Here is a 12396-nt window from a genome sequence, read left to right on the forward strand (position 1 = left end):
AGGAAGGTGGTCTGCGGTGAGTGACAAAAGAGCCAAAAAAAGGAGGCCAGGTGGCCTCCTTGTTATGTCGGACTGCTGGGTTACTGTGTGACTTGCTGCACGCCGGTGACGCGCACTTCGACGCGGCGATCCGGTGCCAGGCAGCTGATCAGTTGAGCCTTGCCCTTGACGCTGTTGCACTGGGTGCCGGTGACCGGATTGGCTTCACCGCGACCTTCGATGGCAACCTTGCCAGCAGGCAGGCCTTTGCCAACCAGGAAGTCGGCCACGGTACGGGCACGGGCTTCGGAAAGCTTCAGGTTGTAAGCGTCAGAACCGATGCGGTCGGTGTAACCGACGACCACGGCGCTGCCATCTTTCGGCTGCACGTCGACGATCTGTTGATACAGGGTATTCAGCGCTGCGACACCTTCTGGCTTGAGGCTGGATTTGCCAAAGGCAAACAGCACGTCAGAGCTCAGGGCGAAGTTCTTGTCGACCAGTACCGGCTCGGGCACCGGCTCAGGGGCGGGGGCGGCAACCGGTGCAACATAGGAGGTACGATTCGGATGCATCACCAGTTCCAGGGTCGCAACGCTCATGTCGCTCTCCCAGGTTTTCTGCTCGTCACCCAGATTCCACAGATAGCGGTAGCGTGCCTGCACATCGATAAGGTCGGAGAGCTTGGCTGTCAGCCCCAGGCCTGCCAGCGGCGCAGTGCCGTTGGCGTCGTTGCCGTTACCGTTGACGTGGTTGAAGTAGGCACCACCTTCAGCGAATACGGAGAAGATATCGCCAAGCGGCAGGCGAGCGATACCGGACAGGGTCGCACCTTGGGTCTTGAAATCGGTACCGTCTACGCCAGCTTTGCCGGCGTAGAGATAGCCCAGCTCGGCAGCGAAGTTCTGGTTGAAGTTGTAGCCGCCGAACATGCTCAGTGCGGTGGCATCTTTGTCAGTGTCTTTGCCAAAATCATCCAGATTGTGGGCATAGGCCCAGCCAGCACCGATACCGCCATACCAGTCATCGACAGCAGCCTGAGCCGTGGTGCCAGCGGCGGCCAGCGCCAGTGCAATCAGGGTAGGAGCCATGTTGAGTTTCATCGGTTTATCCTCGTTGTGTTAGCCCAGTTTGGGCAATGCACTTGTTTTTATTGCTGCGAAAAATCGCCAGCAAAGTGGATAGCGAAGGCTTTGGGCTCTCATGATGCAGTGGCGTCATGGACAACAGACCGGACAAGAAGCGCTTTTTAGTGCTTATCCAATACCTTACAGGCGCAACTACTTTATGCTTTCGAGACGGGGCAGGCAAGGGCAGGGAGGCGGGAGTGAGGGATGCAAGCGAGAACGAGACAAACAAAAAGGGATGCCGCAGCATCCCTTTTTTTCGCACTATCTGAACGAGGTCAGATTATTGCTGAACTTCTTGTACGCCAGATACGCGAACTTCTACGCGACGATCCGGAGCCAGGCAGGAGATCAGTTGAGCTTTAGCAGTTACGCCGTTGCACTTGGTGCCGGTAACCGGGTTGGCTTCGCCACGACCTTCGATGGCCACTTTGCTGGCAGCCATACCTTTGCTTACCAGGAAGTTGGCAACGGTACGGGCACGGGCTTCAGACAGCTTCTGGTTGTAAGCGTCGGAACCGATACGGTCGGTGTAACCAACAACAACAGCGTTGCCATCTTTCGGCTGGAACTCAACGATTTGCTGATACAGACCATTCAGGGCTGCAACGCCTTCCGGCTTCAGGGTCTCTTTGCCGAAGGCAAACAGCACGTCTGAGTTCAGGGCGAAGTTCTTCTCTACCACTTGCGGAGCAGGAGCCGGCGCTTCTTCAACAACCGGAGCAGCTACCGGCGCTACGTAGGAAGAACGGAACGGGTGGTATACGGCTTCCAGAGTAGCAACGCTCTGGTTGGACTTGTAATGGGTGCCGTCAACGTTCAGGTCAGCCACGTCCCACATGTAGCGGTAGCGAGCTTGCAGATCCAGCGCGTCACTTACTTTGTAAGTCACACCGGCACCAGCCAGCGGGGAAACTTTAGTGTCGCTGATGCCCAGACCGTCGGTGTGAGCCCAGTAGGCGCCGCCTTCAGCGAACAGGGAGAAGTCGTTGCCAACCGGCAGACGAGCGATACCGGACAGGGTGGCACCCTGGTTTTCGTAACGCAGACCTTCGGTGTTGCCACGACCAGCATACTGGTAACCGAATTCGGTACCGAAGTTTTCGGTGAAGTTGTAACCAACGAAGGCGTTGGCTGCAGCTGCATCTTCAGTACCAGCGTAACCGCCGCCATCGATCTTGTTCAGACCGTTGAAGTGAGCAGCACCGACACCGGCACCGAAGTAGATGTCGTCAGCGGCGTGAGCAGCGGTAGCACCCAGAGCAGCCATGGCGATGGCGATCATGGACGGAGCCATTTTCATCATAAAAAAATCCTCGTTGAGATCGCACGTTATTCACGTGCTTCACACTTTGTAATTTATGTAAGCTGCAGGCTCCGCCGTACGGCTGGCGTCGAGTCTGGCAGATGACCCGGTATAACCGGGTGGCACACTCTCCTGGTGTGTCGAGTGCGCTGGCATGGCACGCAATGCGTGAAAAACCACGGCCAGGCAACTGATGTCATTCCAATGACGAGGCGCACTCTATGCCGATTTTAAAACATGATCAAGCTCACAAATGAGCCTTATGGCAAATTGTGTCGTGTTGTTAAATGGCTGTTTATCCAGATTAATTAGTGATCCAGATAGGCCCTGTGCAGTTTCTTTTCCAGCTTCATATAAGCCTGAACCCAGTCGGGATGCGGGTTGGCTGGATTCGCTCTGGCGGCAAAGACCGCGAGATAATCCTGCTCGGTTGCACTGTGCAAGAGCGGTGTAAAGCTGGTCAGAAAATGACGGGCCAAATAGGGATCCAATGGCCAGATATTGAGGATGGCCCGCGCCACCGGCTGAACCGCTGCGGCACAGAGAAAATGGCGGTGTCCCGCGTCCAGCCAGTCGGCCATCTCGCACATGCCCGATTCGGGCACCAGACCACCATCACCTTGGGTAGTTGCCAGCGCAATAACCTGACCATTTACCGTGATGAGCTGCTCATTGTTATGCAGGGTGCCGTCGTGGCTGCGCAGGGCAAGGTCCGCGCATGCCTGTTCAAGAAACAGGCTGCAGCTCTCCGGCAGGGCGGCCAGCAGCTCGCTGGCGTGGCTGGACATCAAGGCCGGAAGCCAGAATGCTTCGGCGCGATATTGTTCACCTTGCAGGCGCTGTTGTGCCAGCTCTGCTGGGCTTGAAACGGGGTGCAGGCGAGAGATAATGCCGGGAAACGCCATACTTATTCCTCTTAATGGGTAGCGGGCGGATTATACGAGTTATTGGGGTGGCAACAATAAAGGTTTCTTTTCGAGACTGTTTACCTGAGGCGGCTGAGGGATTACCATCCCCCTTGAAGGCAAGGGTTGTCGCCGAAAGGCGCTCATAAGATAGAGGCTCGACCATAACGAGTCCGCACAAAACTGATACACTTGACTACGAGTCGTCGCGAAAAATAAAGACGGATTTAATCCGTCAAACGGAGTATGGAACAATATGAATTCAAATATCGTCACTGTTGGCAAGAAGATCCGTCAGATCCGTGAAGCGGTTGGTCTGAGCCGTCCGAAATTTGCTGATCTGCTAGGTGTTCCCCCCACCACATTGAAAAACTACGAGCTGGGTTACCGTGAAGTTGGGGGCGCCTTCCTGGTTGCCCTGGCGCACCACCCGGATCTGCACAAGTTCACCCTCTGGCTGCTGGCAGACAAGAAAGTCGCCGAAATCGGCCAGATTGGCCCGGATGACCTCGCCAAGGCGTGATCATCGATGTGAATAGAAATGCCGCCTTCGGGCGGTATTTTTTTGGGTCGCCGATCGATATTTTGATCTAATACGCTTTGAATTATCCATGCAGGCCAACGAGAATAAGCGGCCCCGAAAAGTGGGCACCTGGTGGTATCTGGCCACCTGAACACTATTACATTCAGGATGATATGAGCAATCGGTATGGAGTATGGGTATGAGCAGTAATGAGTTGGATAAACGCTATGGCCTGATGACTGCCATTGCGATGGTGGTCGGGGTGGTGATCGGCTCCGGGGTTTTCTTCAAGGCCGATGATGTACTGCGTCTGACTGGCGGTAATCTGGCCATTGCGCTGCTGGCATGGGCGCTGGGGGCATTTTCGATGATCTTTGGCGCACTGGTCTTTGCCGAGTTTGCCCAGCGGATCGAAAAGTCCAACGGTATTGTCGATTATGCCGAAGCGGCATACGGCAAAATGTTTGGTTATCTGGTGGGGTGGTTCAAAGGCGTACTCTATTACGCCCCTCTTTCTGCCATCCTTGCCTGGGTCGCAGCTCTGTACACCATGATCTTACTTGGCAGCGATAATCCGACCAACTCTGGTGCGACCTGGATGCTGGCGGCTATCTATATGACAGTCACCTATCTGATCAACTTCTATGCCCCGGTTCTGGCGGGCAAGCTGCAAGTGGGTTCGACCCTGATCAAGTTGATCCCGCTCATTCTGGTTGCCATCGTGGGCACCATTTCTGGTCTGCTCAATGGCGTTACAGTAACCAACTTTGTGCAGGCGATGGATGGTATCGGCAGCACCGGAGGCACTCTGGCTACGGCCGTGGTTGCCACCGCCTTCGCCTACGAGGGGTGGATCGCTGCCGTGACCATCAACAGCGAAATTCGTGATTCCAAGAAGAACCTGCCCAGAGCGCTGGTGATTGGTACTCTGATCGTCTTTGTGGTTTATGTTACCTATTTCTTGGGGATCGCCAGTGTTCTGCCGACGGACGAGATAGTGGCGCAGGGGGATAACGCGGTGAATATTGCAACCACCAGCCTGTTTGGCGGGACTGCCTCGACTATTTTGACCGTGTTTGTGATTGTCTCCTGCCTCGGCACCCTCAACGGTTTGGTGCTGGCGACCATGCGCATTCCCTATTCGTTGGCGATCCGCAATCAGGGGCCAGCTCCCAAGTGGATGAGCCGTATCGAACCGCACCATCATATGCCCATCAACTCGGCCCGTGCAGCAGCGCTGTTGTCGGTGATCTATTCGGTGTTGTGGTATTGCAGCATCAACGAGACGTTCGGTCGTTACATCGCTCTGGACGAGATGCCGATCGTGCTGATTTATGGCCTCTATCTGTTCCTCTATGTCTGGTATATGCGCACCTTTACCGAGTTGGGCTGGATAAAGCGGTTTGTGATCCCGACCTGCGCCACCCTGGGCGCGCTCATCATTCTGTATGGCGGTATCACCAATCCCAGTCTGGGGCTCTATCTGCTGGTCTCTGTGGGGGTGATTCTGCTCGGGCTGCTCTTCTACCGTAAGGAGTGACCGGTTAAGTGAGTTGAAAAAGCGCCGAATGGCGCTTTTTTTATGTGTAAACCGCAGCATGCCGACAACTAACTGCCCAACAATCCGAGGCGGCCCAGTTCATCCTTGAGCTGATCGAGGTTGCGCTCGACGCAGGCTTCCCCCTCGTTGATGGCATCGCTGGCACGATGAAAATCCATGATGGAGAAGCTGCCAAGGCGCGGGCAGAGCTGGATCTCCGGCGGGTCACCGGCCATCCGGGCGCGGGTGATGCGTTCCTGCATGATGTTGATGGAGCCACTCATCACGCTCCACAGACCCGGGGTGGCTGGCGCGGATTCACCGCGATTGAGCCACTGGCTGAGCAGGCCGCCGCTGCCGGGTTGATCCGGTTCGTCGGTCCAGGGTTGGTGCATATCGGTGTTGAGGTTGACCGCAATCACCACCTCGGCCCCCATGGCGCGGGCCAGCGAGATGGGCACCGGGTTGACCACGGCGCCATCGACCAGCCAGCGGTCGTTGAACCGGGTCGGGGTGAGGATCCCCGGCATGCCGCAGGAGGCGCGCACCGACTGGCGCAGCGGGCCCTGTTGCAGCCAGATCTCGCGGCCGGTATCGAGTTCGGTGGCGATGCAGGCGAAGGGGATGGGCAGATTCTCGAGATCGGGGTCCCCCAGATGGCTGGCGGCAAGGCCAAATACCTTTTCGCCGCGAAACAGACCGCCGGAGAGGGCCGGGTCGAGCAGGCTGACCACCTGCAGGCGGGTAAAGCCGCGCACCCAGGTTTCCAGCCGATCCAGTTCACCGGCGGCATAGGCGGCACCGACAAAGCTGCCGATGGAGCAGCCAGCGATCAAATCCGGTTTGATGCCGAGACGTTCAAGGGCGCGGATGACGCCGATATGGGCCCATCCTCTGGCGGCGCCGCTCCCGAGAGCGAGCCCTACGCGGGGTTTACGTGGCACGACAGTCCTCCAAAAAAGGGGTTGAAGGCTCAGCTTACTCCGAGAGTCAGGAGGCGTCACCCTGCCATCTTTCGCTGCGGTTGCGACCGTTGGCCTTGGCCTGATAGAGCGCCACATCGGCGCGGCGCACCGCTTCGTGCAGGGGAAGGTTCTCCTGGTGGGGCAGATAGCCGAGGCTGATGGTGACCTCCAGCCCGGGTTCGATGGCGGCCCAGTCGTGATCCGCCACCGCCTTTCTCAGCCGCTCCGCCAGCTCGCCGAGCTGCGTTGCATCAGCGCGGCCAATCAGCAGCAGAAACTCTTCGCCCCCCCAGCGGATCAGGCGATCAGTGGGCCTAATCTGCTGCTGGCAGATCTGTACCAGCCGGATCAGCACGATATCGCCGACGGCATGGCCGAAGTTGTCATTGACCCGTTTGAAGTGATCCGCATCGAACATCAGGATCCCCGCTTGCAGCCGGGCCAGGTCGCCCGCCTGCTCCAGCAGCACCAGATAGTGGCGGTTGAAGGCACCGGTGAGGGCATCGTGGCAGGAGAGGTAGTTAAGCTGCAAGTTGAGGCGACGGGACCTGAGGCTGGAGAGGGCCGCCAACAGCAAAAAGAAGATGGCGAGCAGAGTTGGTGCTGATTGGCCGATCATGGCCCACGTCAGGGGCAGCAGGGTTACTCGGTGTACCAGTCGCAACGGGGTATCAGGGATCACCAGCGTCAACTGCAATGCCCCTTGCCGCCACTGGTATTCGTTGGTCGGCTCGGGGTCTTGCGGCACCACCGGTTGGTGTGCGCTGCTGGCCAGCACCTGATGGTACTGATTGAGCAGCAGATACTCACCCAGTGCCGGTGTCAGCAGGGACAGTTGTTGTTGCAGTTGAGTAAGCAACACGTCCATGTTGAGCATTCCCACCAAAGTTCCATCTCTATAAAGAGGTTGGGACATGGTGACCATCAGACCTCGCCCGATAAAGTCTTCATAGGGACGAGATAGCACGGTTTTTTGCTCTGGATTCGCGGTGTTGAGGGTGTCTTGCCAGAAGCTTTTTTGATAGATGGCTGGGTAAAACCGAAACACGCTGGAAGGCTGCCAGGGGTAGAGATAGATAAAGTTGTCCACACCGGTGAAGTAGGCCCAGATGATCTCTTTGCCAAGACGCTGGCTGGCCGTCGCCAGCAGGGGGGAGAGGCTAAGGGCCAGATGGATTCTCGCTTCTCGCTCGCTGCCTGTCGGTGGTAGCGGGCCTAATCCGGTGAGGTTACCCACCAATCCTTCAGGTAAATCGCCGGGCAATTTGTCCAGAACCAACCCCTCTGGCTGAACCTCGATATGACGATAGAGCTGGCGTGTCAGGCTTGACTGGGGATCGCTACGTAACCGCTCTTCGGCCTGCCCGCGCATCGCCTCCAGAAACACTTCGGTCTGTTTGAACCGATCCCGCAGGTAGATGGCGCTGTTGAGGGTATCGCTCTGGTAGAGCTGTTCTATCTGTTTGAGGCTGTGCTTCAGGGTTAAACCAATCAGCAGAATGACCACGATGACCAGTACCCAAGTCAGGCGAGTGATAAAGCGGTGGTCAGACATGTAGGGCATAGGCAGTCAGTCGGGTTGCGAAGGAAATTGTCGTTAGTGTATGCGATGTGGCGTGAAAACAAACGGCGCGACCTGAAACAGAGTGAGCTTATCCCGCTCTTGTTACGTTTTGTCACATTTATACATAGTCACGGCATAGTCTGGGGCTAAAATGGCCCCAATCTGGATTTACTCTCTCACTCTTCATGGACTGTTCGATGAAAATGCGTATCTGGCTCGGCTTGGGCCTTCTTCTAATCGTGGTTGCCGGCGTTTGGGCGCTGCGTTACAGCGAACCCGCCGCCAAAGCACCGACCAGACAGGTCAATATCCGCACTCAAACCGTCAAACAGAGTCTGGCCGAGCCGACCCTCAAGCTGGTGGGCAAGCTGGCGGCCAATCGTTCCGTTATCATCAGCCCCGAAGTGACCGGCCGCATCGTCAAGATTGCGGTGCAATCTGGTCAGAGCGTGGCGAAGGGGGAGACCCTTATCGCGCTCGATGCGGGCAAGCAGCAGGCGGAGCTGGCCGAGCAGAGCGCCAGTCTGCGCGACGAGAACCGCAAGCTGGGGGATATGCGCAAGCTGGTGGCCCGTGGCGCCGTGACCCAATCCGAGCTGGAGGGGCAGGAGGCCACCGTCGATCAGGTGCAAGCGCGGGTCGATGCCGCCCGCTACGAGCTCTCCCTGCGTAACTTGCAGGCGCCCTTTGCCGGTACCGTGAGCCTGATTGACTTGAGCGAAGGGGCGCTGGTCAACAGCGGCGACACCCTGCTGCATCTGGATGAACTGGACAAACTGCGCCTCGATCTGGCGGTGCCGGAGCGTTACCTCTCCCTGCTGCGACCGGGCATGGCGGTCACCGCCACCAGTACTGCCTGGCCGGATCAGCAATTCAACGGCACCCTGACCACCCTCGACAGCCGCATTTCCAACGATACCCAGAACATCAAGGCGCGGGTGATGATCCCCAATGGCAACGGCCAGTTGCGCCCGGGCATGCTGCTCAATGTGGAGCTGGCGCTGCCTGCCCAGCAGCTCACCCTGATCCCCGCCCAGTCGGTGGAGTATGCCGGTGAGCAGCGCTTTGTTTACCGTCTCGAGGCCGATGGCCGGGTCAAGCGGGTGCCGGTGGTGCTTGGCGAGACCGAGGGGGAGACCGTCTGGGTCACCGAGGGGCTGAAGGTCGGCGATCGTATCGTGGTCGAGGGGCTGGTCAATCTGCGTGATGGGGTGCAGGTGCGTGATCTGGCCGAGGTGAACGGCTGATGTGGCTCTCCGATATCTCAGTTCGCCGCCCGCTGGTGGCGGTGGTGCTCAGCGCCCTGCTCACCGTGTTTGGTCTGGTCGCCTTCAGCAAATTGACGGTGCGGGAGATGCCCGATGTGCAGATCCCCTCGGTCTCCATCACCACCACCTATGAGGGGGCGGCCCCCTCGGTGATGGAAAGTCAGGTCACCAAGCCCATCGAGGATCAGCTCTCCGGCATCAGCGGCATCAAGAACATCAACTCCATGACCCGCAAGGGGCGCTCGATGATCACCGTCGAGTTCAAGCTCGGCTGGAACATGGTGGAGGGGATCTCCGATGTGCGCGATGCCCTCTCCCGCGCGCGGCCCCGGCTGCCCGATGATGTGGACGAGCCGCTGGTGACCAAGGATAGTGGCAACGGCGATGTGGCGATCTGGCTCAACTTCAGCAGCAGCCAGATGGATCGCACCGCCATGACCGACTACGCCAACCGCGTGTTGGTCGACCCCCTGAGTCTGGTGGACGGCGTGAGCGAAGTGGCGCTCTCCGGCGATCTCACCCAGGTGATGTATGTGCGGCTGCGCCCTGCCGACATGGCCGCCCGTGGCATCACGGTGAGCGATGTGGAAGAGGCCCTCAAGCGGGAGAGCATCGAGCTGCCGGGGGGCGAGATCCGCAACAACTCCATGACCATGGCGGTGCAGATCGCCCGTCTCTATCACACAGCGGAAGATTTCCAGCAACTGCAAGTCACCACCGCCGCCAACGGCCAGAGCGTCTATCTGGCCGATATCGCCGATGTGGAGGTGGGAGCCAAGAACGAAGACAGCGCCTATCAGCGCAACGGCAAAGAGAGTCTGGGTATCGGTATCGTTGCCCAGTCCACCGCCAACCCGCTGGCGGTAGCGCAGGGGATCGAGAAGAAACTCGGCGAGATGCAGCGCTTCCTGCCTGAGGGGGCCAAGCTCGAGGTGGATTACGACTCCACCATCTTTATCAAGCAGGCCATCGACGAGGTGTACGAGACCCTGGCCATCTGCGCCGTGCTGGTGGTGGCGGTGCTCTATCTGTTCCTCGGGCAGGGGCGCACCACGCTTATTCCGGCCATCACGGTGCCGGTATCGCTGATATCAGCCTTTATCGGCGCCTGGTATTTCGGCTTTTCCATCAACCTCATCACCCTGCTGGCCCTTATTCTCGCCATCGGCCTGGTGGTGGATGACGCCATCGTGGTGGTGGAGAACATCCACCACCATCTGCAGCGGGGTGAACCGCCCCTGCTGGCCGCCTGGCACGGCACCCGCGAAGTGGGCTTTGCGGTCATCGCCACCACCGCCGTGCTGGTGATGGTGTTTGTCCCCATCGCCTTTATGGATGGCATGGTGGGGCGGCTCTTTACCGAGTTTGCGATATTGCTCTCCTTGGCGGTGCTCTGCTCCTCGCTGGTGGCGCTGACCCTCACCCCGGCCATGGGCTCCTGGCTGATGCGCCCGCTCGATCGGCCGAACCGGCTCACCGCCGGGCTCGATCGCGGGCTCGGCTGGCTGGAGGGGCACTATCGCCACCTGCTGGCGTGGGTGCTGCGTCGCTCCCGCTGGACGCCGCTGGTGCTGCTGCTCTGTCTGGGCGGTATCGGTGCCCTCTTTGCCCAGCTGCCGACCAGCCTTACCCCGACCGAGGATCGCGGCGTCATCTATGTCTTCGTCAAGGGGGCAGAGGGGACCAGCATCGAGCGGATGAAGCGCAACATGCAGCAGGTGGAGTCCGCCATCATGCCGATGCTCGGCAAAGGGGTGGTGCAGGCGCTGAGCTTCAGCACTCCCGCCTTTGGCCGTGGTGGCGATCAGACCGGTATGGTGATCATCCAGCTCACCGACTGGGCCGAGCGCGACGTCACTGCCACCGAGTTCTCCCGCTCGCTGGGTGCCAAGCTCTCCGGCATTCCCGATGTGATGATCCGCACCTTCCAACCCGGCTTCCGCGGTGGCTCCACCGCACCGGTGCAGTTCGTGCTGCAGGGCAACGACTATGCCGAGCTCTACCAGCAAGGGTTGGCGCTGCAACAGGCGGCGCAGGGCAGCGGCCTGATGCTGAGCCCGGATCTCGACTATGCCGAGAAGACCCCCGAACTGCAGGTGACCATCAATCGCGACAGCGCCAGCCAGCTCGGCATTCCGGTCTCCACCGTCGCCAGCACCCTGCAGGCGATGCTGGGCGGGGTGAGCAAGACCACCTATGTGGACAGGGGCGAGGAGTATGACGTCTACCTGCGCGCCAACCAGAAGGAGTTCAACGGCATCTCCGATCTCGGCCGCATCTACCTGAAGGCGGCCAACGGCGAGATGGTGAGCCTCTCGACGCTGGCGACGGTCAAGCAGGTGGCGACCGCCAACCGCCTCAACCACTACCAGCGCCAGAAGGCGGTGACCCTGACCGCCGACGTGGCACCGGATCACACCCTGGGCGAGGCGCTCGATTTCCTCGATGGCTGGGCCAACGAGCATCTGCCGAGCGGCATGACGGTCGATTACGCCGGTGACTCCAAGGATTACCGCGACAATCAGGGGGAGATGGCGATGGTCTTCGGCCTCGCCCTGCTGGTGGTCTATCTGGTGCTGGTGGCCCAGTTCGAGAGCACCCTCACCCCGACCGTGGTGATGATGACGGTGCCGCTCGGCATCTTCGGCGGCCTGCTCGGCCTCTGGCTGACGGGGCAGGAGATGAGCATCTACAGTCAGATCGGGATGATCATGCTGATCGGCATGGTGACCAAGAACGGCATCCTGATCGTCGAGTTCATCAACCAACTGCGCCAGCGCGGCGAAGGGTTCGAAGAGGCGATCATCGCAGGCTCGGTGCGCCGTCTGCGCCCGATCCTGATGACCTCGCTCACCGCCATTATCGGCGCGGTGCCGCTGATGCTCTCCATGGGGGCGGGCTACGAGAGCCGGATGGCGGTGGGTACCGTGGTCTTCTTTGGCCTCTCATTGGCGACCCTGGTTACCCTGCTGGTGGTGCCCGCCACCTACCACCTGATCGCCCGCCACGCTGGCATGACCGGGCAGCGGGATCAGCAGGTAGATGAGGCGCTGGCCGCCAAATTGACCGCCAAAGGGGAGGGGGACGAACAGACCCCGGCCCACTGACAGCCGCCGTCAGGGTGAGCGTTGCCAACAAGGGCGCCTGCGGGCGCCCTTGTTTTTGGCCGATTGCAGGCAGAGTGGCTAGCTGAATTGAGGAACAAGCCCTTATCCCGCG

9 protein-coding genes are annotated in these 12396 nt (G+C 59.3%); 4 read left to right on the forward strand and 5 right to left on the reverse strand.

The annotated features are described in order from the left end of the window. Positions 1–80: 80 nt before the first annotated feature. From ompA to ACW5W8_RS10595, 3 genes are all read right to left on the reverse strand, one after another. On the reverse strand, positions 81–1082 hold the full coding sequence (ompA, locus tag ACW5W8_RS10585; protein ID WP_498627786.1) for a porin OmpA: 1002 nt from the start codon (positions 1080–1082) through the stop codon (positions 81–83). A gap of 307 nt (positions 1083–1389) precedes the next feature. Continuing rightward, positions 1390–2412 carry an OmpA family protein gene (locus ACW5W8_RS10590; protein WP_498627787.1) on the reverse strand — a complete coding sequence of 341 codons (1023 nt, stop codon included), beginning with the start codon at positions 2410–2412 and terminating at the stop codon, positions 1390–1392. A 308-nt stretch (positions 2413–2720) separates the two neighbouring features. Further along, complete coding sequence (locus ACW5W8_RS10595) at positions 2721–3317, reverse strand: hypothetical protein (protein WP_498627789.1); 597 nt, start codon at positions 3315–3317, stop codon at positions 2721–2723. Between the two features lie 256 nt (positions 3318–3573). Here ACW5W8_RS10595 and ACW5W8_RS10600 point away from each other — a divergent pair, with 256 nt between their 5' ends. Further along, positions 3574–3840, forward strand: coding sequence for a helix-turn-helix domain-containing protein (locus ACW5W8_RS10600; RefSeq protein WP_005338367.1), 267 nt, complete (start codon positions 3574–3576; stop codon positions 3838–3840). Between the two features lie 199 nt (positions 3841–4039). Further along, positions 4040–5380, forward strand: a complete 1341-nt coding sequence (locus ACW5W8_RS10605; RefSeq protein ID WP_498627791.1) for an APC family permease — start codon at positions 4040–4042, stop codon at positions 5378–5380. 68 nt (positions 5381–5448) lie between these two features. On the opposite strand, the gene ACW5W8_RS10610 is transcribed toward ACW5W8_RS10605, so the two are convergent. Both ACW5W8_RS10610 and ACW5W8_RS10615 read right to left on the reverse strand, forming a co-directional pair. After that, entirely contained in the window at positions 5449–6324 is an 876-nt protein-coding gene (locus ACW5W8_RS10610; RefSeq protein WP_498627792.1) for a patatin-like phospholipase family protein, read from the reverse strand. Between the two features lie 46 nt (positions 6325–6370). Further along, complete coding sequence (locus ACW5W8_RS10615) at positions 6371–7909, reverse strand: diguanylate cyclase (protein ID WP_498627793.1); 1539 nt, start codon at positions 7907–7909, stop codon at positions 6371–6373. A 197-nt stretch (positions 7910–8106) separates the two neighbouring features. Between ACW5W8_RS10615 and ACW5W8_RS10620 the strand changes: the two genes are divergently transcribed. Together ACW5W8_RS10620 and ACW5W8_RS10625 are read left to right on the forward strand one after the other, a co-directional pair. After that, the gene (locus ACW5W8_RS10620; protein ID WP_498627794.1) at positions 8107–9156 is read left to right on the forward strand and encodes an efflux RND transporter periplasmic adaptor subunit; all 1050 of its coding nucleotides are present in this window, start codon (positions 8107–8109) and stop codon (positions 9154–9156) included. After that, entirely contained in the window at positions 9156–12284 is a 3129-nt protein-coding gene (locus ACW5W8_RS10625; RefSeq protein WP_498627795.1) for an efflux RND transporter permease subunit, read from the forward strand. The genes ACW5W8_RS10620 and ACW5W8_RS10625 overlap by 1 nt, the downstream gene beginning before the upstream one ends. The last annotated feature ends 112 nt before the right edge of the window (positions 12285–12396 follow it).

The sequence above is a fragment of the Aeromonas aquatilis genome, assembly GCF_054052405.1.

Excerpts from the sequence above, each read along its gene's own strand:
- ompA (WP_498627786.1), bottom strand. The coding sequence starts at position 1,082 with ATGAAACTCAACATGGCTCCTACCCTGATTGCACTGGCGCTGGCCGCC.
- ACW5W8_RS10590 (WP_498627787.1), bottom strand. The coding sequence starts at position 2,412 with ATGATGAAAATGGCTCCGTCCATGATCGCCATCGCCATGGCTGCTCTG.
- ACW5W8_RS10595 (WP_498627789.1), bottom strand. The coding sequence starts at position 3,317 with ATGGCGTTTCCCGGCATTATCTCTCGCCTGCACCCCGTTTCAAGCCCA.
- ACW5W8_RS10600 (WP_005338367.1), top strand. The coding sequence starts at position 3,574 with ATGAATTCAAATATCGTCACTGTTGGCAAGAAGATCCGTCAGATCCGT.
- ACW5W8_RS10605 (WP_498627791.1), top strand. The coding sequence starts at position 4,040 with ATGAGCAGTAATGAGTTGGATAAACGCTATGGCCTGATGACTGCCATT.
- ACW5W8_RS10615 (WP_498627793.1), bottom strand. The coding sequence starts at position 7,909 with ATGCCCTACATGTCTGACCACCGCTTTATCACTCGCCTGACTTGGGTA.
- ACW5W8_RS10620 (WP_498627794.1), top strand. The coding sequence starts at position 8,107 with ATGAAAATGCGTATCTGGCTCGGCTTGGGCCTTCTTCTAATCGTGGTT.
- ACW5W8_RS10625 (WP_498627795.1), top strand. The coding sequence starts at position 9,156 with ATGTGGCTCTCCGATATCTCAGTTCGCCGCCCGCTGGTGGCGGTGGTG.